The organism is Luteolibacter sp., from assembly GCF_058122085.1.
On record NZ_JBIKBQ010000003.1, the window covers coordinates 36,922 to 60,373 of the forward strand.

27 protein-coding genes are annotated in these 23,452 nt (G+C 61.7%); 16 read left to right on the forward strand and 11 right to left on the reverse strand.

Annotation, left to right across the window (positions count from 1 at the left end):
- Positions 1 to 41 precede the first annotated feature (41 nt).
- Positions 42 to 1,022, forward strand: coding sequence for an ABC transporter ATP-binding protein (locus tag AC4DF4_RS00965; RefSeq protein ID WP_490046233.1), 981 nt, complete (start codon positions 42 to 44; stop codon positions 1,020 to 1,022).
- 6 nt (positions 1,023 to 1,028) lie between these two features.
- On the opposite strand, the gene AC4DF4_RS00970 is transcribed toward AC4DF4_RS00965, so the two are convergent.
- The 3 genes from AC4DF4_RS00970 to AC4DF4_RS00980 form a co-directional block, all read right to left on the reverse strand.
- Complete coding sequence (locus AC4DF4_RS00970) at positions 1,029 to 1,325, reverse strand: KH domain-containing protein (protein ID WP_490046234.1); 297 nt, start codon at positions 1,323 to 1,325, stop codon at positions 1,029 to 1,031.
- A gap of 61 nt (positions 1,326 to 1,386) precedes the next feature.
- Complete coding sequence (locus AC4DF4_RS00975) at positions 1,387 to 1,641, reverse strand: hypothetical protein (RefSeq protein WP_490046235.1); 255 nt, start codon at positions 1,639 to 1,641, stop codon at positions 1,387 to 1,389.
- Positions 1,642 to 1,848, reverse strand: a complete 207-nt coding sequence (locus AC4DF4_RS00980) for a hypothetical protein (protein WP_490046236.1) — start codon at positions 1,846 to 1,848, stop codon at positions 1,642 to 1,644.
- Positions 1,849 to 1,952: 104 nt separating this feature from the next.
- Between AC4DF4_RS00980 and leuB the strand changes: the two genes are divergently transcribed.
- From leuB to AC4DF4_RS01005, 5 genes are all read left to right on the forward strand, one after another.
- Positions 1,953 to 3,056 (forward strand): 3-isopropylmalate dehydrogenase, encoded by a 1,104-nt coding sequence (gene leuB, locus AC4DF4_RS00985; protein ID WP_490046237.1) that lies wholly within the window; start codon positions 1,953 to 1,955, stop codon positions 3,054 to 3,056.
- A 168-nt stretch (positions 3,057 to 3,224) separates the two neighbouring features.
- Positions 3,225 to 4,286, forward strand: coding sequence for a chorismate-binding protein (locus AC4DF4_RS00990; protein ID WP_490046238.1), 1,062 nt, complete (start codon positions 3,225 to 3,227; stop codon positions 4,284 to 4,286).
- Positions 4,287 to 4,426: 140 nt separating this feature from the next.
- Entirely contained in the window at positions 4,427 to 5,233 is an 807-nt protein-coding gene (locus tag AC4DF4_RS00995) for a hypothetical protein (protein ID WP_490046239.1), read from the forward strand.
- Positions 5,234 to 6,436, forward strand: coding sequence for a sensor histidine kinase (locus AC4DF4_RS01000; RefSeq protein ID WP_490046240.1), 1,203 nt, complete (start codon positions 5,234 to 5,236; stop codon positions 6,434 to 6,436).
- On the forward strand, positions 6,433 to 7,089 hold the full coding sequence (locus AC4DF4_RS01005) for a response regulator (RefSeq protein ID WP_490046241.1): 657 nt from the start codon (positions 6,433 to 6,435) through the stop codon (positions 7,087 to 7,089). Before AC4DF4_RS01000 ends, AC4DF4_RS01005 begins: the two co-directional genes overlap by 4 nt.
- A gap of 90 nt (positions 7,090 to 7,179) precedes the next feature.
- On the opposite strand, the gene rplI is transcribed toward AC4DF4_RS01005, so the two are convergent.
- The 3 genes from rplI to AC4DF4_RS01020 all read right to left on the reverse strand — a co-directional run bounded on the left by rplI (position 7,180) and on the right by AC4DF4_RS01020 (position 9,479).
- On the reverse strand, positions 7,180 to 7,650 hold the full coding sequence (rplI, locus tag AC4DF4_RS01010; protein WP_488257329.1) for a 50S ribosomal protein L9: 471 nt from the start codon (positions 7,648 to 7,650) through the stop codon (positions 7,180 to 7,182).
- A 141-nt stretch (positions 7,651 to 7,791) separates the two neighbouring features.
- Positions 7,792 to 8,655 (reverse strand): hypothetical protein, encoded by an 864-nt coding sequence (locus AC4DF4_RS01015; RefSeq protein WP_490046242.1) that lies wholly within the window; start codon positions 8,653 to 8,655, stop codon positions 7,792 to 7,794.
- A gap of 56 nt (positions 8,656 to 8,711) precedes the next feature.
- Positions 8,712 to 9,479: a tetratricopeptide repeat protein gene (locus AC4DF4_RS01020; RefSeq protein WP_490046243.1), complete on the reverse strand. Its 768-nt coding sequence runs from the start codon at positions 9,477 to 9,479 to the stop codon at positions 8,712 to 8,714.
- An 805-nt stretch (positions 9,480 to 10,284) separates the two neighbouring features.
- On the opposite strand from AC4DF4_RS01020, the gene AC4DF4_RS01025 reads away from it, so the two are divergent.
- The 7 genes from AC4DF4_RS01025 to AC4DF4_RS01055 all read left to right on the forward strand — a co-directional run bounded on the left by AC4DF4_RS01025 (position 10,285) and on the right by AC4DF4_RS01055 (position 18,389).
- Complete coding sequence (locus tag AC4DF4_RS01025) at positions 10,285 to 11,313, forward strand: rod shape-determining protein (protein ID WP_490046244.1); 1,029 nt, start codon at positions 10,285 to 10,287, stop codon at positions 11,311 to 11,313.
- A gap of 27 nt (positions 11,314 to 11,340) precedes the next feature.
- Positions 11,341 to 12,153 (forward strand): rod shape-determining protein MreC, encoded by an 813-nt coding sequence (gene mreC, locus AC4DF4_RS01030; protein ID WP_490046245.1) that lies wholly within the window; start codon positions 11,341 to 11,343, stop codon positions 12,151 to 12,153.
- Between the two features lie 7 nt (positions 12,154 to 12,160).
- Positions 12,161 to 12,745, forward strand: a complete 585-nt coding sequence (locus tag AC4DF4_RS01035) for a hypothetical protein (RefSeq protein WP_490046246.1) — start codon at positions 12,161 to 12,163, stop codon at positions 12,743 to 12,745.
- Positions 12,746 to 12,749: 4 nt separating this feature from the next.
- Positions 12,750 to 14,969: a peptidoglycan D,D-transpeptidase FtsI family protein gene (locus AC4DF4_RS01040; protein ID WP_490046247.1), complete on the forward strand. Its 2,220-nt coding sequence runs from the start codon at positions 12,750 to 12,752 to the stop codon at positions 14,967 to 14,969.
- 51 nt (positions 14,970 to 15,020) lie between these two features.
- Positions 15,021 to 16,610, forward strand: a complete 1,590-nt coding sequence (locus AC4DF4_RS01045; RefSeq protein ID WP_490046248.1) for an Rne/Rng family ribonuclease — start codon at positions 15,021 to 15,023, stop codon at positions 16,608 to 16,610.
- Positions 16,611 to 16,829: 219 nt separating this feature from the next.
- The gene (gene prfA / locus AC4DF4_RS01050) at positions 16,830 to 17,903 is read left to right on the forward strand and encodes a peptide chain release factor 1 (protein ID WP_490046249.1); all 1,074 of its coding nucleotides are present in this window, start codon (positions 16,830 to 16,832) and stop codon (positions 17,901 to 17,903) included.
- Positions 17,904 to 18,038: 135 nt separating this feature from the next.
- Positions 18,039 to 18,389, forward strand: coding sequence for a hypothetical protein (locus tag AC4DF4_RS01055; RefSeq protein WP_490046250.1), 351 nt, complete (start codon positions 18,039 to 18,041; stop codon positions 18,387 to 18,389).
- Between the two features lie 121 nt (positions 18,390 to 18,510).
- On the opposite strand, the gene AC4DF4_RS01060 is transcribed toward AC4DF4_RS01055, so the two are convergent.
- Positions 18,511 to 18,711, reverse strand: a complete 201-nt coding sequence (locus tag AC4DF4_RS01060; RefSeq protein WP_490046272.1) for an antitoxin family protein — start codon at positions 18,709 to 18,711, stop codon at positions 18,511 to 18,513.
- A 318-nt stretch (positions 18,712 to 19,029) separates the two neighbouring features.
- Between AC4DF4_RS01060 and AC4DF4_RS01065 the strand changes: the two genes are divergently transcribed.
- Together AC4DF4_RS01065 and AC4DF4_RS01070 are read left to right on the forward strand one after the other, a co-directional pair.
- A complete protein-coding gene (locus tag AC4DF4_RS01065; RefSeq protein ID WP_490046251.1) occupies positions 19,030 to 19,200 on the forward strand; it encodes a hypothetical protein in 171 nt (56 codons plus the stop codon).
- A complete protein-coding gene (locus AC4DF4_RS01070; RefSeq protein WP_490046252.1) occupies positions 19,197 to 19,346 on the forward strand; it encodes a hypothetical protein in 150 nt (49 codons plus the stop codon). The genes AC4DF4_RS01065 and AC4DF4_RS01070 overlap by 4 nt, the downstream gene beginning before the upstream one ends.
- A gap of 92 nt (positions 19,347 to 19,438) precedes the next feature.
- Here AC4DF4_RS01070 and AC4DF4_RS01075 read toward each other — a convergent pair whose 3' ends face one another.
- Together AC4DF4_RS01075 and AC4DF4_RS01080 are read right to left on the reverse strand one after the other, a co-directional pair.
- Complete coding sequence (locus AC4DF4_RS01075; protein WP_490046253.1) at positions 19,439 to 20,353, reverse strand: hypothetical protein; 915 nt, start codon at positions 20,351 to 20,353, stop codon at positions 19,439 to 19,441.
- A gap of 16 nt (positions 20,354 to 20,369) precedes the next feature.
- Positions 20,370 to 21,377, reverse strand: a complete 1,008-nt coding sequence (locus AC4DF4_RS01080; RefSeq protein ID WP_490046254.1) for a Fic family protein — start codon at positions 21,375 to 21,377, stop codon at positions 20,370 to 20,372.
- A 285-nt stretch (positions 21,378 to 21,662) separates the two neighbouring features.
- On the opposite strand from AC4DF4_RS01080, the gene tsaB reads away from it, so the two are divergent.
- On the forward strand, positions 21,663 to 22,373 hold the full coding sequence (gene tsaB, locus AC4DF4_RS01085; RefSeq protein ID WP_490046255.1) for a tRNA (adenosine(37)-N6)-threonylcarbamoyltransferase complex dimerization subunit type 1 TsaB: 711 nt from the start codon (positions 21,663 to 21,665) through the stop codon (positions 22,371 to 22,373).
- Between the two features lie 9 nt (positions 22,374 to 22,382).
- Here tsaB and AC4DF4_RS01090 read toward each other — a convergent pair whose 3' ends face one another.
- Both AC4DF4_RS01090 and AC4DF4_RS01095 read right to left on the reverse strand, forming a co-directional pair.
- Entirely contained in the window at positions 22,383 to 23,117 is a 735-nt protein-coding gene (locus AC4DF4_RS01090) for a methyltransferase domain-containing protein (RefSeq protein WP_490046256.1), read from the reverse strand.
- Complete coding sequence (locus AC4DF4_RS01095) at positions 23,114 to 23,446, reverse strand: EF-hand domain-containing protein (protein ID WP_490046257.1); 333 nt, start codon at positions 23,444 to 23,446, stop codon at positions 23,114 to 23,116. The genes AC4DF4_RS01090 and AC4DF4_RS01095 overlap by 4 nt, the downstream gene beginning before the upstream one ends.
- Between the last annotated feature and the right edge of the window lie 6 nt (positions 23,447 to 23,452).

Here is a 23,452-nt window from a genome sequence, read left to right on the forward strand (position 1 = left end):
GCGCTTGCACTTTTTCCCGCAGCGGCGAAAGTCCGCGGGTCATGCCCTTGCTCGACGTCAGAAATCTCACCACCCGCTTTCACACCCGCAACGGCGTCGTGCATGCGGTGGAGAACGTCTCGTTCAGCGTCGAGCCCGGAGAGACGCTCGGCATCGTCGGCGAGTCCGGCTCGGGGAAATCGGTTACCTGTTATTCCCTGCTCGGCCTGATCCCCCAGCCGCCCGGCCGGATCCACGGCGGGCAGGCGGTTTTCGACGGCGTCGATCTTCTTAAAATTCCCGAGAAACAGCTCCGCAAAATCCGCGGCAAGCGGATCTCGATGATTTTCCAGGACCCGATGACCTCGCTCAACCCGTTCATGAAAGTGAGCGCGCAACTCACCGAACCGCTCGCGCTGCACGAAAACTGCACCGGCAAGGAAGCCCTCCACCGCGCCATCGACGCGCTCGCGGAAGTCGGCATTCCCGACCCCGAAAAACGCATCCATTCCTATCCGCACGAGTTTTCCGGCGGCATGCGCCAGCGCGTGATGATCGCCATGGCCCTCATCACCCGGCCCGAACTCCTCATCTGCGACGAGCCGACGACCGCGCTCGACGTGACCGTGCAAAAGCAAGTCCTCGACCTCATCCGCGACCGCCAGAAACAACTCGGCACCGCCGTGGTTTTCATCACCCACGATCTGGCGGTCGTCTCCGAAATGTGCGACCACATCAACGTGATGTATGCCGGCCGGATCGTCGAAAGCGCCGGGAAATCCGACCTTTTCCGCCAACCGCTGCACGCCTACACCCGCTCGTTGTTGAAGTCGATTCCCGCGAGCCACCCGAAAGGCGAGCTGCTTTACACCATCCCCGGCCTGCCTCCCGACCTCTCGCGTCCGGCCGCAGGTTGCTCGTTCCAACAGCGGAACCGTCTCGGAAATCCCGAGCTCTGCCTGACGGAAACTTCCCCGCCGCTCGACGAAATCCACCCCGGCCATTTCGCCCAGAACTGCCCCGGCTGCCTGGCTGGGACCTGATGGAACTCACGGCTCGCCTTCTTTGGCGAGGAGCTCCGCTTCTTCCTCCTGCGAGTGGATTTGCAGCGAAACCTGCACCCCTTCCCGCTCGGCAGCCGCCTTTAAAACACCCCGGACCGCCGAGGCCGTGAAGCCGTTCCTGCCGATGAGCATCGCCACATCCGGCTTGGCGAGGACGAGTTTGAACCGCAGCCGCTTGGGTCCGAGTTCCGCCACCTTGAGCTGCGCCTGGCTGGGCTCGTCGATCAGATTGACGGCCACGTATTGGAGGAAATTCTTCAAGCGATCGGTCACGGCCTGCATAGTGTTCGGACGATGATCCCATCGCGGGCACTCCGCAAGCCAAGGTTCGGCTTAGGCGCAATCACCTATCCGCCAAGCGCGCACCGACGATCATCACCGTCTTCACCGGCTCATCCACCCAGTAAGTCACTGCGTAATCTCCCACGATTTTCACCTGCCGCGAGCGCTGGCTTTCATCACGTTGGGAATAATCGCCTGTTGTCTGCGGCTCCCTTGCCAACAAATGCACAAATTCCATGATCAGCTGCTTTTGCCTGCCATTGGCGGGAATGGCTTCCAGCAGGTCGAGATGCAGAAATACCCGATACGGCTCCACTCAATCCTCCCCTTTCCGCTCCAAAAGCGCCTCGAAATCATCGATGGAAAGCCAATTGCCGGAATTCCGATCACCCAGCCGCCGGTCTATCTCCCGATTGTAATCCGGATCATCCCTGTGCCTGAGGTGGAACAAATAGGCCACTACCTCATCTTGATCCCGCCTGGGAAGAGTCGCCAGTTGCTCTTTGATTTCCTTCACACTCATGGTCGAAAACTACCACAAGGGAGGGGGCCGGGCAATCCCCCTTTCACCGCAATCCACGCTTCTTCATCTTGCCAGTTTCCGAATCGCCCGCCATTTTCCCGCGCATGTCACGCAGTCATCGCATCACCATCCTCGCCGGAGACGGCATCGGCCCGGAAGTCATGGCCGAGTCCCTCCGCCTCCTTGACGCCGTCGAAGCCAAATTCGGCTTCACCGTCGCCCGCAGCGAGCACCTCGTCGGCGGCGCGGCCATCGATGCCACCGGCCACCCGCTTCCGCCGGAAACCGTCGCGGCCAGCGAGGCTGCGGACGCGATCCTCTTCGGCTCCGTCGGCGGACCGAAATGGGAATCCCTGCCACCCGACATCCAACCGGAACGCGGCGCGCTGCTCCCGCTGCGCAAACACTTCGGCCTTTTCGCCAACCTCCGCCCCGGCGTCTGCCTGCCCGCGCTCACCCACGCATCCCCCGTCAAACAGGAACTCATCGCCGACGGCTTCGACGTGCTCTGCGTCCGCGAGCTCACCGGCGGCATCTATTTCGGCACGCCGAAGGGCCGCGAGGAGCGTGGCGGCGAGCCCGTCGCCTTCGACACCATGGTCTATCAAAAAAGCGAGATCCAGCGGATCGCCCGCGTCGCCTTCACCGCCGCCATGGGCCGGAAAAAACAACTGCTCTCCGTGGACAAGGCCAACGTGCTCGCCTCCTCCGTCCTCTGGCGCGAGACTGTCATCGAGATCGCCAAGGAATTCCCCGAAGTCCAGCTCTCGCACATGTATGTGGACAACGCCGCCATGCAGCTCATCAAGCGTCCCGGCTCGTTCGACGTGCTCGTCACCGAAAACCTGTTCGGCGACATTCTATCCGATGAAATGGCGATGATCTCCGGCTCGCTCGGCATGCTGCCGTCCGCCTCGTTAGGAAAACAGCGCGAGGACGGCCTCTACTTCGGCCTCTACGAACCCTCCGGCGGCTCCGCTCCCGACATCGCCGGCCAAGGCATCGCCAACCCCATCGCCCAGATCCTATCACTCGCCATGCTGCTGCGTTTCTCGCTCGGGGAAATCGAAGCGGCCGACGCGATCGAAGCCGCGGTGGCCAAGACCATCGCCGACGGCTTCCGCACCGGCGACATCGCCACCCGCCAGCCCGGCGAGACCAAGGTCGGCACCCAAGGCATGGGCGACGCCGTGCTCGCGCGGCTCTAGCAGTGAGCCGGGCGTCACGCCCAATCCTGTCAGTTGAGTTTTGAAGAATGAGAAAATCGAACCACAGATGAACGGGATGAACGCAGATAAACCGAGGGAGAATCGAGTCTTTATCTGTGTTCTTCATCTGCGTCCATCTGTGTTCATCTGCGGTTAAATATTCTTAAAATGAAAGAATTGGGCGTCACGCCCGCCCTTCCCCAGCACCTCATGGAACACATTTCAGACTCAATGGCCTGGCTGGCCAAGCGGGACGGCAGCGTGGTGGTCGGCCACGGGCCATTCACGGAATCCGCCGGGCCGCCGTCCGAAGGCGTTGCGTTTTACGTGCAGGATTTCGCGCTGGAGGATGCGAGGCCGTGGAAAACCCCGAGCCGCGTCGAGCGGACCACCACCGCGGAGATGGCCGCGCGTTTTCGCGACACCCCGCCACTCGACTGTGAGTGGACTCCGCTGGACGCCGCGCCGTTTTCCGTGATTTTCCAGGAAGTCATGTCTTCGATCCATGGCGGAGTTTTTGAAAAAACCGTGCCGGTGGTCACCGAAGCCGGCACCGCACGCCAATCCCCCGGACCTGCGATCCTGGCGGCGATGACCCGCCAGGCCGCGCCGCTCCATTCCTATGGCCGGCTCCAACAGAACACCGGTTTCGCGGGCGCGACTCCCGAGTTGCTGTTTTCGCTTGATGGCAACCGGCTCGAAACCATGGCGCTCGCCGGCACCGCCCGCAGCGAGGACCGCGAGGTTTTCGCCGTCGATGAAAAGGAAATCCGCGAGCACGAATACGTCGCGCAGACGCTCGTCTCCAAGCTCCTCGAGCTCGGCCGCATCGAGCGCAGCACCCGCGCAATCCTCGACCTCGGATCAATCGTCCATTTCCTGACTCTCATCAGCCTCGATCTTCAATCGCCGCAGACTGCCGAAGACCTGCTCCGGCGGCTCCATCCCACGCCGGCGCTCGGCCCCTTGCCGCGCACGGCGGAAACCCTTTCCCTCCTGCTGGGTTGGCGGAAACGTCTCGGCTGCCCCCCGCAATTCGGCGCTCCCTTCGGACTTTGGGATCAAGGCCGGTTCGATGCCGTCGTCGCGATTCGCGGCATCTGGTGGGACGGCAGAAACCTGATGCTGCCCGCAGGTTGCGGGATCATTGAAGCGAGCCGCCTCGTCAACGAATGGCGCGAACTCCGGCTCAAACGCGAGGCGGTCAAACGTTTCCTGTTGCCGTTCTGAACGCCGACTCCGGCGCGGCGACTGTCCGTTGAAGACACCCGCTCGTGCGGACGGAACTACCACTGATAAGTTTTTAATTAAAAAATGTTGATTGTTTTTAAAAAACACACAGCATCCCAGAAATATTGCTTCACTGAATCATGCCAGTCACCGGTCATTCCCGCCATCTCCGCAGCGCAGCGCTGTCGGCTTTAACTTGCCTCTCGCCCACCTCGGCGACGGCCTTTAACACGGCTCAGATTGCCAATCCGATCAGCACGATCGCCCGTGTTTTTGACTCACAACTCGTTAAGACGGAATACCGTGTCTTATGGCTGAACAACCGGGTATCGACCTTCGCCCAGCACCGCGAACATGCGATGAAGACCGGCTTGGGTTACCGGGGCTGCCGCGCAAATGCCAACGCTCCAGACCCTACAGTGACGCTTGATCTGGGCCGCGAACACCTGATCAAGACGATTTTCCTCGTTCCTGCTCAGAGAGAGTTTTTAGAAGATTCCGGAATTTTCCCGCAACGATTTACCCTTGAGCTGTCAAATCAGGCGGATTTCGCCCAGCGCACGGTGCTCTACACCTCCGGCACGACTCCTCGCTTTTCCGAAGGCAACCCGGTGCCATTCACGGCGCACGACACCGCCCGCTACGTGCGACTGACCGTGCATGAAGGTCACCGGAAGGGAACGAGCGATGTTTTCGGCTTGTCCGAAATCGCGGTGATTGCGGGCGGCGAGCCGGTTTCGTTCGGAGCCGCCGTGACCTGCTCGGGAGACATAAACGCACCGGGCACTTGGTATCCCGAGGCTTTGACGGATGCCCGCACCCCTCTCGGCATCTGGCAGAACGGCATCGGCGCCATCGCCGGGACAGGCGATTTGGTGGAGGTTTCCAGCACCACCGAAACCGTTTCCTGGACTCTTGAACTCGGGCAATCCAGCTCTCTGGATTGAGTGATCATCTTCCCCTACCAGCTCAACCCGTCCTTCGAATCCTCGGTGCTTCCCGAATCGATGACCCTCCATCTGCAAGCGGCGGACGGCAGCGAAGAGCAACTGGCGTGGACCAATCCCGTAGCCGGCTCCAGCAGCATGACCCCGCTGATGATTCCCCTCCGCGGCAAGTCCGCGAAAAGCCTCCGCCTGACCGGAGTCGCCCCCTACCTGATGGGAGACCGGAAAATCCACGCCTTCTCGGAAATCGAAGTTTGGTCGCAGGGCAAGAATTTGGCCAGCGGTCTTCCCGTCACCCGCTCGCACGGTGCCGAATCCTCCGAGATCACCTCCCTCACCGACGGCTACACCTCGGAAAAACGGATTTCCTCGTTTGCCACCTGGCTCGCCCAGCTCTCCGAGCGCGGCAAGATCGAGCGGGAACTCGCCGCGCTCAAGCCCATCCACCACCAACTCGCTTCCGAAAGCGAACTCAACGCAACCTGGGGCTCCGCGATGATCCTCGGCCTGACATTCCTGATTCCCGTCTTCATCGTCGAGCGGCGGCGCTTGATGTCGAAGAACCAACTCGACCAAATCCGCAAACGGATCGCCTCCGACCTGCACGACGACATCGGCAGCAATCTCGGCAGCATTTCCCTCATCGCCCGCAGCGCCCGCAAGGATCTCGTCCGCCTCCATGGCCCGGAGGAAGTCGCCGATGACCTCGGCGAGGTGGAATCGATCGCCCGCGAGAGCTCGCTGGCCATGCGCGACATCGTCTGGCTGTTGGAGCGCCGCCAGGACTCGATCGGCGACCTCGTCCAGCGGATGCGCGAAACCGCCGGACGACTCCTGCGGGAAATCAGTTTCACCGTCGAGTGCGAGTCCCACAAGACCGCCGCCAAGCTGTCGCTCGACGCCAAGCGCCATCTGTTTCTCTTCTACAAGGAAGCCATCCACAACGTCCTAAAACACTCGCAGGCCGACCGCGTCGCCATCCGCCTGTGGGACGAGGACGACAATCTGGCCCTGGAAATCCTCGACAACGGCGTGGGCCTGCCCGTGAACGCGGACCTCAAGCCGGCCACCGTCAACAAGCTCCAGGACCGCGCCCGGGTGCTTGAGGGCAGCCTGCAAATCACCTCTTCCAAGGAAACCGGAACCCTCATCCGCCTGCTCGTCAAACGCTCCCACCTCACCTCACACCCCGCCCTCGCATGATCGCCGAAGCCACCACCACCCACTGCATCTGGATTCTCGAAGATCACGAGGTCTTCGCCAAACAGATTCGCCGCCTCATCAGCAACGAGGACGACCTCACCTGCCCGCATCACTTCTCCAGCGCGGCCGAGCTGTTCGACAAGCTGAAGTTCACCAACGAGCGGCCGGACCTGCTGCTTCTCGATCTCGGCCTCCCCCGCCGCGACGGCCTCGAAGTCCTGACCGAAATCCGCGCGCTGCTGCCCGAGATCAAGGTGCTCATTCTATCCGCATCCGATGACCGCGACAAAGTTTACCGCGCCATCTGCAACGGCGCGTCCGGCTATCTGCTCAAAACCGCCGACCCGGACGAAATCCTCTCCGGCATCCGCGACGTGATCGACGGCACCTCGGCGCTCAGCGCGCCGATCGCCAACATGATCCTGCAGGGATTCGCCCGCTACGGTCCGGTCAAGCACGTCGAGCCGCTCACCAACCGCGAGGAAGAGGTGTTGCGCCTCCTCGTCCGCGGCCTGATCAAAAAGGAAATCGCCGACGAGCTCTTCATTTCACAGCACACCGTGGACATGCACCTGCGCTCGGTTTACCGGAAACTGGAGGTCCGCTCGCAGACCGAGGCGGTTTCCAAGGCCCTCCGCCAGGGACTGGTCTGACCCTCCAATTTCGAGTTCGCGCTCAAAAACAAAAACCCCCGGTTCGTCTGACGAACCGGGGGTTTTTCATGAAAATCAATCAGCAGCGGATCACGCTTCGGCTTCTTCCGCGCCTGCGTCCACCGAGATGGTGAGCGTGGCGATGACCTCGGGATGGAGGCGGATTTGGACTTCGGTCTTGCCGGACTTTTTCACCGGCTTCTCCAGCTCGATGGAGTGACGGTCGATGACGATTCCGGCCGCTTCGAGCTCCTTGTGGATGTCCATGTTGGTGACCGATCCAAACGCCTTGCCGCCTTGGCCGGTCGAAAGCACGAACTTCGGCTTGAGCTTGGAAATCTTCACGGCGAGTTCCTGCAGTTCGACGAGCTCTACGGCTTCGCGGGCTGCGCGAGCGGTCTTGAGAGCTTCGACGTGGCGGAGGTTCGAGCGGTTGGCTTCGAAAGCCTTGCCTTGCGGGATGAGGAAGTTCCGGGCGTATCCGGCGCGGACTTTGACAACATCTGCTTCGGCACCAAGGCCTTCGATTTTTTCTTTGAGAATAACTTGTGCGTTGGCCATGGGAATCAGTGGTAAAAGTTCGTTTGGGGGCGGTGATTTAGGCTCCGCCCCAAAACGAGTCAAGAAGAATGAAGGTTTATTCCGAGGCGAAGCTAAGAATTCCCAAAGACCGAAGCATTTCCACCGCTTGGGCGTCTGGTTTCAAAGTTGGTTCAGGGGTTTCTTCATAAACTCCTCATCGCGAAGTTTCCTCAAATACTCGAGATAACGCTGCTGGGCAAGCAGATCGGGGTTGTTCGCGACCGGAACCTCCTGCCCGTATTTTTTCCAAGGACCGTAAGGAACCTGCCCGGCCTCGACGAAGCGCCAGTGCACTTTCTGGCCGGAGCGCAAGCTGAGGTAGTCGCGGATCGAGGGCGATAGGTCGATCCCCGCCGCGCCGTTCTCCGTGGTTTTCGGCGGCTTGGTGCCGAAGACGAATTCCCAGTCATCGGTCACCCACGGCCCGCAATCCTCCCACTGCGCGTAACAACTCCGGCTGCCGTTGTAAATCTGGACCCAGCGGCCTTTGCAAACCGTCTTGCCCGGATCCGGACTCATCCGCGCGAACCACGGCACGACCCTGGCGGCTTCCGGCTTGTGCCTGCCGTAGCCCAGCACGTCATTGTACGGCAGCGCGATATAAAACGAATTGAGCTTGGGCACGAAACCCTTCGGCCGGAATTCACCGGTCGTGTGGTTCGCCACCCGGTTCGCCGGCTCCGGATCATCGTATCCGCCGAAATTGGACGCCCAGTTCTGGTCCCAGGACGACTTGCAGTTCGGTGTCGGATTGCGCGACGTCGGCTGCTCGCCAATCCAGAAAATCGTGCAGGTCACGTGGGTTTTCCACGGATAGAGCACCCGCGCGGTGGAAGCCGCCGGAGGACGCACCGGCACCAGCGGGCGGCTGCCCGTGGGCACCACGACCCTGGGAGTCGTCCCCTGCCCGACCGCCGCCCCGCTGGCGAAGACGCCCGGCACGACAAGAACAAGCACAAGGGTTTTGAAGCAAAATCGAACCATGATGCGAGGCTCGACGGAGATTTCGGCAATCGTTCACGACCGCCCCAGCCGCCGGTTCACTGTTCCGTGGCGGCGTCGTCGCCGTAGAAACTCTTGATGTATCCGTGCTCGACGAGCGTGTCCTGCCACGGAGCGAGCACGTTCGGATCCCGGAAAATCCGGCCGGCGATCGCCAGCCACTCTTCCGCCTTGACCAAATTATCGCTGTCATAGGCGAGGGCCGCCTGCGCGTAGTAATAAAACGGCGAGTCATCGAGGAAATCGTATTTCCCGGCAAGGATCGTCACCTCGTCGTTCAATCCGAGCCTCTTCTTGCAGAGCAGAATCTTGAACTCCACCAACCGCCCGAGGGCGGTGTTCTCCGGCGGCAGAATTTTCATGATCTTTTCAAACAGATCCACGGCCTTCTTCCACTCCTTGGTGACGAAATAAACCTCCGCGACGTTGAAATCGATACTGGGGTTGTCCTTGGCCAGGGCGCGGGCCTTTTCAAACTGGTCGAGCGCCTTGTCGAACGAGCGCATTTCCACGAAGCAGCTGCCCCGCAGGTTGTAGATTTCCGGGCTGTCGGTGAAAATCTTCGCCGCCTTGTCGAGTTCCTCGAGGGTTTCGAAGACCCGCTTCTGTTGGAAAAGACGGTTGCCCTCGCTGAGATGCTTGATGAATTCATTCCGGCTTTCCTCAGGGAGATTGAGGAACGCCTGCTGGTTGGGCTGCAAGGCCTCCTTGTTGACGACGGGATTTTTCTCGGCCGGCACGGCCTTGTCTTGTGCCGAGAGCGGAGCGATCAAAACGAACAGGGAGAAAAGGGAAATGGATTTCATGGGCGTCTGTTGAGGCGCAAATTAAGCAGCGAATTTGAAATCGGCAAGCCGTCGTTCACGCCGATTTCAATACGACCCGCCCGGATATCCGTGGCGGTCAGATCCGGAAATCGCGGGCCGCCGCAGCGCGACGTTCCAGCCCAAGGCGTCGAGAATTTCCGCCCACGCCGTCATATCCGCCAGCATGCGCCGGTTTTGCCTCTCCATTTGGAGGCTGATCTTCCCGAGAAATCAATCCCCGGGACCGCTTTCAGACCCTGAAGCCAAATGATCTTTTTCCAACACGCGCTGAATGGCTATCGGCTGGATCCCGCCCCGTAAGTGAGACCTTCGCTTTAGCGGCTACGAATTATTGTCATTTCTACGTAGTTTCGGGGCTATTCAAAATAGTCCGCACCGGTTCATTGTCTCTAATTCCTTCCCGATCCATGCACCCTTTTCCCCACTTCCCCCCCGAAGGACCGCCCACGGTCAGAATGGCCCCACTCTCGCCATGAGGCAGGTGGATTGCATCACCCGTCCAGTGACGGCCTCCATTTTGATCGTGGGCGGCAACCGTTCTTCCGCCGTCTCCCCTTGCCCGCGAGGCGCTGGTTTCCAGCGTGTGGAACATTGAACGCCACGGCGAGGAACACGGATTCCCGCTTGACCTCGGGGCGGCGAGTGTTGACGTTCCTCCGTTCGCCTTCAGGAGTTCCTTGCCCCGCACCGTTTTTCTTCAGGCTTGCCAGCTGGAATGACGCGGCGTCCGGACTCCGGAATCCATCCACTTTTACGATTTACTCTCTTATTTTCAACAACATCCATGTTCAAAAAGCTTTTTGGAAACCTGTTTTCTAATGATATCGGCATCGACCTAGGCACTGCGAATACCCTGATCAACGTCAAGGACCACGGCATCGTTTTACGCGAACCGTCGGTCGTCGCAGTCAAAGCCGGCACCAACGAGGTGCTCGCCGTGGGGGATGATGCGAAACGCATGCTCGGCCGCACGCCGGGCAACATCGTCGCGATCCGCCCTCTGAAAGACGGCGTGATCGCGGATTTCGAAGTCACCGAGGCGATGCTCCGCCACTTCATCCGCAAGGTGAACAAGGGCCGCCGCTCGAATCCGCGGGTGCTTATTGCCATTCCTTCCGGCATCACCGAGGTCGAGCGCCGCGCCGTCCGCGAATCCGCCGAGCAGGCCGGAGCGCGCGAGGTTTATCTGATCGAAGAGCCGATGGCGGCGGCGATCGGCGTGGGACTTCCGGTCCAGGAAGCCGCCGGAAACATGATCGTCGACATCGGCGGCGGCACCACCGAGGTGGCGCTGATTTCCCTCTCCGGCATTGTTTACGCCCGCAGCGTCCGCACCGCCGGCGACGAATTGGACGAGGCGATCATCCAATACATGAAGCGCGCCTATAACCTGATGATCGGCGAGCGCACCTCGGAAGACATCAAGATCCGCCTCGGCTCGGCCGCTCCCCTGCCCAAGGAAATGACCATGGAGGTCAAGGGCCGCGACCTCGTCGCCGGACTCCCCAAAACCATCACCATCACCTCGCAGGAAATCCGCGAGGCCATGGCGGACCCCCTCAGCACCATCGTTGACGCCGTCCGCACCACTCTCGAGCGCTGCCCGCCGGAGCTCGCCGCCGACCTCGTCGATCGCGGCATCGTGCTGGCCGGCGGCGGGGCCTTGCTCAAGGGGCTTGACCGCCTCCTGCGCGAGGAAACCGGCCTGCCCGTCCACATCGCCGAGGATCCCCTCAGCGCCGTGGCCGAAGGCACGGGCAAGGCACTTCAAGAGCTTCCACTCCTGAAGCGGGTCGCCAGCATGGACCGTTAATCGGACTTTCACTGACCCATTCCGGCCATGAAGCCGCTCAACCTCATCGCGCTGCTGCTCTTCCTCGGAGGAGCGCTCTGGGCATTCACCCAAAGCGACCGCGCCGTGCGCGAGGTGCAGGACCTTTACTTTTCGGCGATGTCGCCGTTCTTGAAATCCGGCTCGCAAATGGAAACCCAGGCCCGCGCGTTTCTCCATGAAACCCGTCATTCGAGGGAACTCGAAGTCGAGCTCGAAACCGTCCGCAGCGAGCTCGGGCGCCTGCGGATCATCGAGTCGCGCTATCGCGAACTCGAACTCGAAAACGAGCGCTTCCGGCATGCCCTCGATTACAAGAAGGCCACCCACTTCGACGTGGTCCCCGCCCAGGTCATCCGCCGCCAGCCGACCACCTGGTGGCAGACCGTGGACATCGACGCCGGCCAGGAGCGCGGCATCGGCACCCAGCTCGCCGTGCTGTCTAACGAAGGGCTCGTCGGCAAGATCGACCGCATCTACAAGGACCAGAACCGCTCGTCCGTGCTCCTGCTCACCGACGAGAAATGCCAGGTTTCCGCCCGCGTCGAGGGCTCGCCGGAAGTCGGCATCCTCAGCGGCCAGCGCGGCCGCTTCGACGGCAACCCGCTGCTGCGGCTCAAATTCCTGTCAACCGACGCCGCGCTCCGTCCGGGGCTCCGCGTCTTCACCACCGGCCGGGGGGGGATCTTCCAGCCTAACATTCTACTTGGAACCATCGATTCCGTCGAAAAAGGCGCGCTGGATTCCGAAGCTCTCGTCCGGCCCTCGGTGAACTTCGCGGATCTAGGCACGGTTTTCGTCGTGCTCTCCGCCGCTCCCTGACCCGTCCGTGATCCGCTACTCGTTCATTACGATCCTGCTCCTGCTCGCCTCCTTCGTGGTGCAGCAGTTCCTGCCTGCGTTCACGAGCATCCACCAGTCGCGCATCATGCTCATCCAGCTGGTGTTCCTCTGCTCGGCGGTCACCGTCGGCCAGCCCACCATGCTGCTGCTCGCCTTCATCGGCGGGTTTTTCTGGGACGCCCACTGCGCCCTCGGCCCGCACGGCGGGGACGCGGAAGTCTATACCCAGCAGGTCGAGTCCCTGCGCTTCGGCTACTCGATCCTGCTCTTCGCCGCGATGGGGTTCCTGATGCAGGGAATCCAGCCGCTCTTCAAACAGGGGAAATGGCAGTTCTCCGCGTTCCTGACCGGCATCGCCATCTTCCTCTATCTGGCGGCCGAATATGCCATCATCAACTTCGTCCGCGGGGACTTCATGCTCTCCAAGGCCACCCTCCTGCAAATGGTTTTCACCTCGCTGCTGACCATGTTGTTTTCCCCCTTCGTTTTCTGGCTGCTCTTCCGCGTCGCGAAATCCTGCGACCACTCGATCAATCCCGACGCCGGCCGCAAACGCCGCCACGCTTACTGAGGCCATGGAACCCAGCTACCGCTTCCGACTCTACCTGCTGACGGCCCTCGTGCTCGTCGGCTTCGGCGCGCTGCTTTCCCGCCTCTATGACTTCCAGATCGTCCGCCGCGACGATTTCCTCCAACAGGTGCCAGGCAACCGCACCGTCACCGTCCGCGAGCCCGGCATCCGCGGCGAAATCACCGACCGCAACGGCATCACCCTTGCCCGCAACCTCCGCAACTACGAGGTCTCCTTCAACCTCGACGAAATCCGCCAGGCCTATCTATCACAACACACCGAGGACCCGACCATCCAGCGCCTGACCCGGGAAGACGGCCTGCCCCGCAAGCGCTCGGAGAAGGACATCGTCGCCATCGTCCGGGACGGCCCCATCCGCGTGCTCGGCGACCCGAGCCTCAACCTCGCCCGCCCCTACAAGGCCGGCGACCTCCGCACCCACTTCCTCACCCACGGCGGGCTCATCCCCTTCAGCTACCGCTCCGATCTCAGCTACGAGGAGTTCTCCAAGTTCGCCGAGCACAACCTCGAACTGCCCGGAGTCTATCCGAGCATCCGCCCGCAGCGGCACTATCCCTACGGCGCGCTCGCGAGCCACGTCCTCGGCTATTTGAAACAGTGGGAAAAAGGCGACGTCCCGGACAGCGCCACCCGCCAATTCAACCACTACATCGGCGATGAAAAAGGCATCGCCGGCGTGGAAGCCTCGATGGACGAAACCCTCCGCGGACCGGAGGGACAGAAGACCATCGTCAAGGACGAAAAAGGCCGCACCATCCGGATGTCCGACTACACCAAGCCCGGCATCGGCGCCAAACTCCGGCTCACCATCGACGCCCGCGTCCAGTTCCTGCTAGAGAACACCCTGCGTCTCGCGGGCCGCGCCGCCGGCGTGGTGATGGACGTCAACACCGGCGAGGTCCTCGCCATGGCCTCCGTGCCGGACTACAACCCGAACGACTTCATCCCGAGCATTTCCCAGAAGAACTGGGACGCCTATCGGGCCAACATGCAGCTCGCCCCGTTCACCAACCGGGCGATTTCCGAGTTCACTCCGGGCTCGACCATGAAGATCCCCACCGCCATCGCGGGCGCCCTGGCAGGCAACGCCACCCGCAGTTACTCCTGCGACGGCTACGTCACCTACGGCAACAAGAACGTCGGCTGCTGGATCTGGAACCTCCACAAGGGCAGCCACGGCGGCCAGGATCTATCCGAAGCGATCCAGCATTCCTGCAACCCCTACTTCAACAAGCTCGCCAACACCATCGGCTGGAGGGCGATGGTCGAGGGCTGCCAGCTCGTCGGCATCGGCAAGCGCACCGGCATCGAGCTGCCCAAGGAAGACGCCGGCATCCTGCCCGGCAGCCGCGCGTGGCGCAGCGCCAACCCTTCCCTCACCATGACTCCCGCCCTCAACGCCTTCCTCTCTATCGGCCAGGGCGACTCGTTGGCCACCCCGCTCCAGCTGTGCGCCGTCACCGCCTGCGTCGCCAACGGCGGCAAATACTACAAACCCCGGATCGTGAAAAAGGCGGTGAGCGAGGACGGCAAAACCGTCATTCCGGACGTCCCCAAGCTTGAAATCGATCTCACCCGGTCGGGGATCAAGGCGAGCGACATCGAGCTCATCCGCAAGGGCATGCGGATGTCCACCAACGACCCCGGTGGAACCTCGGGAAAAGCCAAACTCACGAACATTGTCGTCGCCTGCAAAAGCGGCACCGCCCAGACCACCGACAACGGCAAGAAATCCAACAACTCGTGGGTCATGAGCTTCGCACCCTACGACAACCCGAAATACGCCATCTGCATCCTCGTCCAAAACGGCGGCTCCGGCGGCGGCGTTTGCGGCCCGCTGGTCAACCTCGTCTATCGGGGCATTTTCGCCCGCGACAACGGCGTGAAGCTCCCGCTCAAGCCCATGACCAAGGCCCTCGGAAACACCGACCGCATCGAGAAGACCATCGAGATCTCCCCGGAAATGATCGCCGCCGTCGAAGCTGGAGAGACCGTCCCCGCACCGCCCTCCGTCGCCACCGCCGCGGACCCGCCGCAAGTCGCGGAAGAACCCGCCGGCGAGACCGGCGAGGAAGCCGGCGAGGTCGCCTCCGGCATCCACACCCCTCCCTCCACCACCGTCACCCCCACCCCGACCATCACCCCCGAGGTGGATGCCGAGGGCTCGGTGATTCCCAAAGCCATCCCCGTCACAGACCCCTGATTTCCCCAACACATCAAACATCAATTCCCTAACCAACAAACTCCCATCCATATGATCCAACACATCAAAAGACTCCTCGGCATCGGCAAACCCAACCCCGCCCGCGGCAACAGCATCGTCGTCAACGTCGAGAAACTCGAACGCCGCGTCGCGCTCCTCGAGGACGGCGTGCTCGAGGAATACACCGTCGAGCGCGAGGGCGACCAGAACATCGTCGGCGGCATCTTCAAGGGCCGCGTCAAAAACATCGAGGGTGGCCTCAAGGCGATGTTCGTGGACATCGGCCTCGACAAGAACGCCTTCCTTCACTTCTGGGACGCCATCCCCGCCGCGCTCGACGCGGGCCTCGAGGAAATCCAGCGCGAAGGCAAAAGGAAGCAGCAGAAAAAAATCAGCTCCAAGGACATCCCCGACATCTATCCGATTGGTTCGGAAATCGTCATTCAGGTTTCCAAAGGCCCCATCGGCACCAAGGGTCCGCGCGTCACCACCAACATCTCGCTGGCCGGCCGCTATCTGGTCCTCATGCCCTTCACCGAGCAGTTCGGCATCTCCCGCAAGATCGAGGATCCCAAGGAGCGGCAGCGCCTGCGCATCATCACCCAGAAGCTCCAGGTCCCCGAGGGCATGGGCATCATCATGCGCACCGCCGCCAGCGGCATCCGCCGCCGCCACCTCGTCCGCGACCTCCACATGCTCCTCGAACAGTGGGACGAGATCGAAGCCCGCCGCGCCAACAACCCCGCCCCCGCCTGCATCTTCCAGGAGCCCGGCCTCATCGAGCGCACAGCCCGCGATTTCCTCACCGAGGAAATCGACCAGGTCATGTGCGACGACGCCGAGACCACCGAGATGATCCGCGAAATCGCCGGGAAAATCTCCCGCCGCGCCAAGCGCCGCATCCACTACATGCCGTCCGCCGCCGGCCAGCCGATCTTCGAGCGCATCAACATCCAGAAACAGATCGACGAGGCGTTCTCCCGCCAGGTCTGGCTGCCCTGCGGCGGCTATATCGTCATCGATGAAACCGAAGCTCTCATCGCCATCGACGTCAACACCGGCCGCAACCGCGGCTCCAAGGACGTGGACAAGATGATCCTCGAAACCAACGTCGAGGCCGCCGTCGAGGTCGCCCGCCAGCTCCGCCTCCGCAACATCGGCGGGCTGGTCGTCATCGACCTCATCGACATGCGCCACCGCAAGGACCAGCAGACGGTTTACAAGGCCATCAAGGAGCGCCTCAAGAAGGACAAGGCCAAGACCCAGGTCCTCCAGATCTCCCCCGTCGGCCTGATGGAAATGACCCGCCAGCGGCTCAACGAATCGCTCCGGGACTCGATGTACGAGCCCTGCCCGTATTGCCAGGGCCGCGCCCGCGTCAAAACCCCGATGACCATGTCCATCGAGATCCAGCGCCGCCTGCACACCGTCATCCAGAAACGTCACGACTCCGTCGGCGACATCATCGTCATCGTCAACAGCGACGTCCTCAACCGCTTCAAGAGCGAGGACGCCAAGCTCCTGATGGAACTCGAGCGCTCGCATTCCGGCCGCCTCATCTTCCGCTCGGATCCGACCATGAACCGCGAGAAATTCCTCATCATCGACGCCGCCACCGAGAAGACCATCGACCAGAGCTGACACCCCGAAGCGTCCCGCCCAATACTGTCAGAATAGCGCAATAAATTAAGAAGATTCAACCACGGATGAATAGGATGAAAATGCACTCTTTATCTGTGTTCTTCATCTGCGTCCATCTGCGTCCATCTGTGTTTGAAAATTCTTGAAGTGACAGCATTGAGCGTCCCGCCTGTCTCAGTCGGGGCGCGCCTTACCAACTATCCGCTTCTACCAGCTTCCGTGGATTACTCCTCACTCATCGCCAAACGCCGCGACCGCTTCTCCGAGCTGGAAGAAGCGGTGGGCGATCCCGAGCTTTTCGCCGACCCCAAGCGCGCCACCGAGATCCTTCGCGAGCACGGCAAGCTCAAGCAAACCCTCGAACTCTGGGACAAGCTCCAAGCCGCCAAACGCCACCTCGCCGACAACCAGGAACTCGCCAAGTCCGACGACCCCGAGTTCTCCGCGATGGCCGCCGAGGAAATCCCGGCGCTCGAAACCGAAATCGCGAACTTCGGCACCGAACTCCAATACGCGCTGCTCCCCGCCGACCCCAACGAGAACCGCGACGCGCTGATCGAAATCCGCGCCGGAGCCGGCGGCGACGAAGCCTCGCTCTTCGCCGCCGAACTGATGCGCATGTATCAACGCTACTCCGACCTCCGCGGTTGGAAATGCGAGCACCTCGAAAGCAGCCCGTCCGAAGTCGGCGGTTTCAAGGAAGTCATCCTCAAGGTCACCGGCCAGGAAGTGTTCCGTTATTTGAAATACGAGTCCGGCGTCCACCGCGTCCAGCGGGTGCCCGCCACCGAGACCCAAGGCCGCGTCCACACCTCCACCGTCACCGTCGCCGTCCTGCCGGAGGCCGAGGAGGTCGATGTGGAATTGAAACCCGAAGACCTCCGCATCGAAGTCTGCCGCGCCGGCGGAGCGGGCGGCCAGCACGTCAACCGCACCGAATCCGCGGTGCAGATCTTCCACCTTCCCACCGGGCTTTACGTCCGCTGCGAGGACGGCCGCTCGCAGATCAAGAACAAGGAAATGGCGCTCCAGATCCTCCGTTCCAAGCTCTACGAGCAGAAACTCCGCGAACAGCAGGAAGCCTACTCCAGCCACCGCCGCTCGCTCATCGGCTCCGGCGACCGCTCGGAGAAGATCCGCACCTACAACTTCCCGCAAAGCCGCATCACCGACCACCGCATCGGCTTCACCTCGCACAACCTGACCGGCGTGATGGCCGGCGACCTCACCGAGTTCACCAACGAGCTCCAGAAGACCGAGATGGACGAGCGCCTGGCCGAAGCGGGGCTTTGACCGCTGCCCGAAGCCGCGTAGGCATCGGACCACCACCCAAGCGACACAGGCCCGGCATGACGCCGGGCCTTTTCGTTTCCAACCCTAACCTCCCATGCCCCTACCGGTTTACCACTACACCAACCTTCCACCATCATGCCCCATCAGCAAAGTGCCGCACGCCAACTCCGGCGGCATGTCATCACCTATCAGGACATGTGCCGGGCCAACCGCACAGTCGTCCGCGAACTGGAAGCACTCTGGTTCTGGCACAAGCGCCTTGAGGCCGTTGACGTCTATTGGGTCGCCGCGTCATGGGACTGCTACGGCTGGTATCAGGGCGACATTTACATCCCGGCCATCACCGGAGCCCGACTCTCCGACCTCATCCTCGGCCAGCACACCCGCCTGGAAAACAAACCGGCCATCGTCCCCAAGTGGAAGTTTGTGGCATGGCTGGCCTGCCGGATTTCCCGCCGGCACCTCACACCGCTGAAAGTCAGCTAAGAGCGGTGAGGTCACCGGCACCACCAGCAAGTCGCCCGCCCAACTGCCGTGACCCACCACAATCGCCGGCCTCACCTTGGAACTGCTTAGATCCGTGAACGGAATCGGCAGCAGAACCACATCATCGCGTGAGCAGAACCTTGTAAACGTCGTCGGCTTGGTTGTCCCAGACACCTGTCAGCGACCGTTGCCCCTGATCCAGCCACTCCCGGCGCTCGGCGTCGTCCTGCGCGGTCTCAAGCGAGATTTGCACCACCGAGTTTTCCGCCAGCTCCAACGGCTCAAGCGGACGGAGTTTCCCTCCCTCGTAAATGGCTCGGATGGCGACAGTCGTGCCCGCAGCATAACCGCCATTTCACCTGGATCAATCCCTTTCCCACCACGCCATTACCCTCACCCGACACGCCAATCTCATCACTGAAGCGCAATTTCCCCACCACCACTCCTCTCAATTCTCTCAACGCTACCAAAACCACTCATCACGCCAAACACACCTCGACCAACAAAAGCTGAAACGCTGAAAACTGAAATTCTGAAATGAGCCAGAGGACCGCGCTCCCGCAACCCTCTGGCTCTTCCGACTTTCAGACTTTCGACGCCTCTCCAATCCAACATCCAAAATTCAACATTCAAAATCATCATGTCTCACTTCACCACCATCCAAACACAGATCCGGGATCTTGACGCCCTGCGCGACGCGTGCGGCGAACTCGGCCTGGGCTTCACCGCCAACGCCAAGTGCCGCGGCTATGCCGGTGTCACCCGGCTCACCGCACGGCGGAAATCTACGCCGAGCTTCTCTTTTTCTTGAGGAGCAAGGGCAAACCGATTCCCACCAATGACATCTGGATCGCCGCGCAGGCGCGGCAATCCGGCGGCGAACTGGCCGCTCGCGACGGCCACTTTGCGGCCCTGCCGATGCTGAGGATGGCGATGGAAATTCCATTGGAGGGCTAGCGACAACCGCTTGGGCCGGTGAGGGGTGCTGGAATGCGTGCTGGCAGACGGGCATTTCCCGGAAACTGTGGCATTGCATCCGGGTGTGGATTTCAGATTTCAGACTCCTCCGGATAGGGATCCGGTGGCCAGCCCGGGGGAAACTTGCGGTAGATCTCCTGATAGGCCAGCACGGTGGCGGGAGGTTCATTCCTCCGCGCCTCGCGCTTGGCGGCGAGGGTGTCGCGATCCATTTTCCGCCGCATCTGACGGAGTTCTTCCGCACGGGCCTTGCGCTCCGCCTCTTTCGCGAGTGCCACGGATGGATCGTAGTCGGTGCCGGGATCTTCCTCACGCGAGCCGAAATCAATCAGATGCAGGCGCGGAAACGAGTATCTCCAATCCGCCCCGAGTGATTTCAGACGGCGGAAAATCAGCTGGTAAACCGGACTGAGATCCGCCCGCCGCGCAAGCCCCCACGATCCCATGTAGAAACGCATGTAGTCGCCACCATCCCAGCCACTCCACATTCCATCCTCGGACTTTTCCTCCCTGTCATTCGATCCCTCGAAAAAATCGGCGATCACTCCGGCACTGCCACGAAACGACCCCAGGTCCACCACCCGGCCATCGGCGGCGATGACCTCGTGGTTGTCGGAAAAAACGTCCCACAAACAAAGCCCCAGCAACTCGGCAGGTTCGTCGATGGCCTGCTCCGCGGAGACCTCCAGATTTTCCAGCGGGTTCTTCGCCAGAAACTCCTCGAACGTCGGTTCCGGCTCCTCCGGCGGAGCCTGCGTGACCTCGCCCTTCCGGCGGCTCAGCGTTAAACCGAGGTTTTTCATGTTTCTCGAAAACTCCAGACTCTCCGCGTACCGCACCTCTGGCGAGGGGTGATAACACGCGAACAACAACGGTGAACTCCCCCACCCTTCCGGGCATAACTCCGCGATCAAGGCGGGGTCTTTCATACCGCCTGGAAACAGGCGGCCGAGGAATGCGAAAGCTTCCTGTTCGGAGAGGTTCATGGGGAATTGAAGAAACTCAGTTGGGAATGCGCCTGCCTGCATCGGTGAGCCGATAGCGTTGAGTCGGGCTGCGGGGGGAATCCGGCGCGGTCATTTCGATCACGCCGGATGCCAGCGCGGGATTCAGGTGGTTTTTCCGGAAGGTTGGCTTGTGCCGCAGTCCAAGGCGTCGGAGCAACTGATCCGAAGTGAGTTCAATGTCGCTGCCGTAAGCCTTGAGCAGGGCTTTTACTTGGTCGCTTACTTGATCGCTTACTTGGTCGCTTGCCGGAGTCGCATCCAAGGTTTCCCGGATGATCGTGAGCATGAATTCGACAAATGGAGTTGCTTCCGCCAAGCGGTCGGCAGCACCGAGGGCCTCGTAATATTCCGCCTGACGGTCCCGCACCAGACTCTCGACCGGCAGGTATGCCAGCTCCGCATGCCAGCGCGATAGGGAAAGCGATTGCCAGAGCCGGCCCAAACGCCCGTTTCCATCCGAGAATGGGTGAATGAACTCGATCTCGTAGTGGAGAATGGAACTGGCAATCAACGGATGTAGATCCGTCCCAGCCAGCCATTGGAAAAGATCTCCCACCAGATGCTCCACCCGCTCCGCCGGCGGAGCCATGTGAATCAATTGCTCTCCCCGATAAACACCGACTCCTCCAGGCCGGAACATGCCGGCGTGATCCACCAGCGCCTTCATCATGATTCCGTGAGCGCCGAGAAAATCCTCCACCGACTCCGGTTTCCAAGTCGGCAGCAGGTCGTAGCTCTCGATGGCGTTTCGCACTTCCTGGATTTCCCGCATCGACCCGATCACCCGCCTGCCTTCGAGAATCGCCGTGACCTGATCAATTCCGAGGCTGTTGTTCTCGATCCCCAGCGAGGCCTGAATCGACTGGATGCGGTTCGACTTCCGAAGCTGCGGCGAAAGCGGCAAATCCCGCCCACCCCACCGCCCGATCCGCTCGCAGATTTCCCCGACCAAGTTGAGTTGGCCCGGGGTGATGGTGAACGGTGGGTGGTAGGGCGTGGGCATGATGGCTGAATCCTTAAGCCTCCCGCGCCAGCGCGACGCACGAGGGCATGTGGTCGGTTGGATCTTGGTCAGGGTCCATGATCAGGCGCGGCGGATGAGGATGATTTCATCGCGAACGATTCTTGTCCCGCTCCGCGAGAACTTGCAACCATCGTTCCAGTGGCATGACCCCCTAACGCCCCGAGGCCGCCTCAGGACACGGAGCTTGCCGGTGGTCTTTCAAGAGATGAAACCATTCTGGAAACCAGGCTGGCGGGTTCGCGGGGCGTTCTTTAGCGTCTTGCCATGATCGGCACGTTCACTTTGGTGATTGAGACCTCCACGCCCCGCGCCTCGCTCGCGACCATCGGGCCGGGCGGGCATTTGGAGCAGCGCGAGTTCACCAGCGACCGCAGCCACAACGCCGTGCTGTTTTCCCCGCTCAAGGAACTGCTCGACGCGCGGGACGGGATTGAAATCGGTCTCGTTCTCGTCGGCAGCGGACCCGGCAGTTACAGCGGCACGCGGGTGGGAATCGCCGCGGCGCAGGGAGTGGCGATCGCTTGCGGTTGTCCCGCGGTGGCGGTGCCGTCGATCCTCGCGGTGCCATCGGCGCAAGGCGGCGCGCCATGCCTGGCCATCGGTGACGCCCGCCGCGGCAGTTTCTGGACGGCGCGGATGGAGAACTCCCGGCTGCTGGCGGAACCCGAACTCACCGATGCGAGCGGGCTGGAAGCCATCGTCTCTGGCGCGATCGCGGACGGGTTGGCGGTTTTTTCTTTTGAAGAACCCGGACGCTTTCCCCTGCCGCCGGAGCTTCAAGCGCAAGTGCGCCTCGAATTTCCGAACGCGCAACGCCTCTGGCTGACATGGCTGGCGACGCCCCCGGAGACCCGGGAGAAATGGCTCACCGAGTCGCCGCAGCCGATGTATCTCAAGCCCCCGCACATCACCCCGGCCAAGCCTCAAGGTAGTCGAGGACTTCGGTCCGCGTCTCAAAGTCGAAGAGCGGACTGAAGTCCTGGTCTACTTTTTCTGCCAGACGGTGACCAGCGAGGTGGTCCACTGGAACTTGCGGGCGGTTTCGCGGATCAGGAAGGGCTCGTCCGCCCGGCGCAGCAGCGTGAAGGAAGGCGCGAGCGTGGATTCCAGCCACTCGAAAGTCCCGCCAACGGGCCAGTTCCGCGGCGGGGTGAATTCCTCAAGCCACGTGCACGGCGTGGCCAGCACGAGCTCGCCGCCCGGTTTCACCAAGGCGGGAAGCCGGGCTAACAACCTCTCCGGCTCCGGCAGGCGGCAGAGCAGGTTCGCCGCGTGGACGCGATCGAAAGCACCGAGGTCCGGCGACAGGTGCATGGCATCGCCCTGTTGGAAACTGAGCCTGGAGCCGTCAATCCCGGCGGGCAGCCGGGCTTCGAGAGCCGTCACTAAGGACGCTTCCTCACGGCGGTCGAAGGCCAGCGGTTTTCCACCTCTCAGAGTCTCCGCGGCATGGATGAAAGCGTGGGAGAAATCGATTCCTATCACCTCGCGGCAAGTGCGGGACATTTCACAGGCCGAGCGGCCGACGGCGCATCCGAGGTCCAAGCCGCGGTCCGCGGTTCCCGGAGAGAAATGCGCGGTCGTGCGGACGGCGAAGTCCAAGGCCTCGCGCATGTCCGCCGGCCAGGCGCGATCCGGTGTCAGGATTTCCTCCGGCTTGCCGAAATGGAATAACAGATACTCCGCGAGAAGCTTTTCGGATTCGTAGATGGAGCTCATCGCTGTAGCCGGCCCTCCACCTCGTCCGCGCGATGATAGCCGGCTTGCGCTTCTCTCAGCGAGACGGTGCCGTTGCGGTTGGTGTCATAGAAATCGACGACTTGCTTCCCGGTGTAATGGACCGTCATCGGCGTGCCCTTGAAGCGGTTGATGCCGTGGTCCACCTCTTTCACGGTCAACTCACCATTGCCATCATCATCCCAGCGGTCGAATTTTTCGAGGAGTCCGAGCATCTGCCGCTCGGTCCGGTTTTCAGGAGTGACAGGTCCGGGACCGCTGGCGCAGGCAGCGAGGGAGAAAACCAACGGCACAATCGAGAGCTTCATCATGGATTG

Bases quoted from the DNA above. Each gene is read 5' to 3' on its own strand.
- AC4DF4_RS00965 (WP_490046233.1), top strand. From the start codon at position 42: ATGCCCTTGCTCGACGTCAGAAATCTCACCACCCGCTTTCACACCCGC.
- AC4DF4_RS00970 (WP_490046234.1), bottom strand. From the start codon at position 1,325: ATGCAGGCCGTGACCGATCGCTTGAAGAATTTCCTCCAATACGTGGCC.
- AC4DF4_RS00980 (WP_490046236.1), bottom strand. From the start codon at position 1,848: ATGAGTGTGAAGGAAATCAAAGAGCAACTGGCGACTCTTCCCAGGCGG.
- leuB (WP_490046237.1), top strand. From the start codon at position 1,953: ATGTCACGCAGTCATCGCATCACCATCCTCGCCGGAGACGGCATCGGC.
- AC4DF4_RS00990 (WP_490046238.1), top strand. From the start codon at position 3,225: ATGAAAGAATTGGGCGTCACGCCCGCCCTTCCCCAGCACCTCATGGAA.
- AC4DF4_RS00995 (WP_490046239.1), top strand. From the start codon at position 4,427: ATGCCAGTCACCGGTCATTCCCGCCATCTCCGCAGCGCAGCGCTGTCG.
- AC4DF4_RS01005 (WP_490046241.1), top strand. From the start codon at position 6,433: ATGATCGCCGAAGCCACCACCACCCACTGCATCTGGATTCTCGAAGAT.
- rplI (WP_488257329.1), bottom strand. From the start codon at position 7,650: ATGGCCAACGCACAAGTTATTCTCAAAGAAAAAATCGAAGGCCTTGGT.
- AC4DF4_RS01015 (WP_490046242.1), bottom strand. From the start codon at position 8,655: ATGGTTCGATTTTGCTTCAAAACCCTTGTGCTTGTTCTTGTCGTGCCG.
- AC4DF4_RS01020 (WP_490046243.1), bottom strand. From the start codon at position 9,479: ATGAAATCCATTTCCCTTTTCTCCCTGTTCGTTTTGATCGCTCCGCTC.
- AC4DF4_RS01025 (WP_490046244.1), top strand. From the start codon at position 10,285: ATGTTCAAAAAGCTTTTTGGAAACCTGTTTTCTAATGATATCGGCATC.
- mreC (WP_490046245.1), top strand. From the start codon at position 11,341: ATGAAGCCGCTCAACCTCATCGCGCTGCTGCTCTTCCTCGGAGGAGCG.
- AC4DF4_RS01040 (WP_490046247.1), top strand. From the start codon at position 12,750: ATGGAACCCAGCTACCGCTTCCGACTCTACCTGCTGACGGCCCTCGTG.
- AC4DF4_RS01045 (WP_490046248.1), top strand. From the start codon at position 15,021: ATGATCCAACACATCAAAAGACTCCTCGGCATCGGCAAACCCAACCCC.
- AC4DF4_RS01055 (WP_490046250.1), top strand. From the start codon at position 18,039: ATGCCCCATCAGCAAAGTGCCGCACGCCAACTCCGGCGGCATGTCATC.
- AC4DF4_RS01065 (WP_490046251.1), top strand. From the start codon at position 19,030: ATGTCTCACTTCACCACCATCCAAACACAGATCCGGGATCTTGACGCC.
- AC4DF4_RS01075 (WP_490046253.1), bottom strand. From the start codon at position 20,353: ATGAACCTCTCCGAACAGGAAGCTTTCGCATTCCTCGGCCGCCTGTTT.
- AC4DF4_RS01080 (WP_490046254.1), bottom strand. From the start codon at position 21,377: ATGCCCACGCCCTACCACCCACCGTTCACCATCACCCCGGGCCAACTC.
- tsaB (WP_490046255.1), top strand. From the start codon at position 21,663: ATGATCGGCACGTTCACTTTGGTGATTGAGACCTCCACGCCCCGCGCC.
- AC4DF4_RS01090 (WP_490046256.1), bottom strand. From the start codon at position 23,117: ATGAGCTCCATCTACGAATCCGAAAAGCTTCTCGCGGAGTATCTGTTA.
- AC4DF4_RS01095 (WP_490046257.1), bottom strand. From the start codon at position 23,446: ATGATGAAGCTCTCGATTGTGCCGTTGGTTTTCTCCCTCGCTGCCTGC.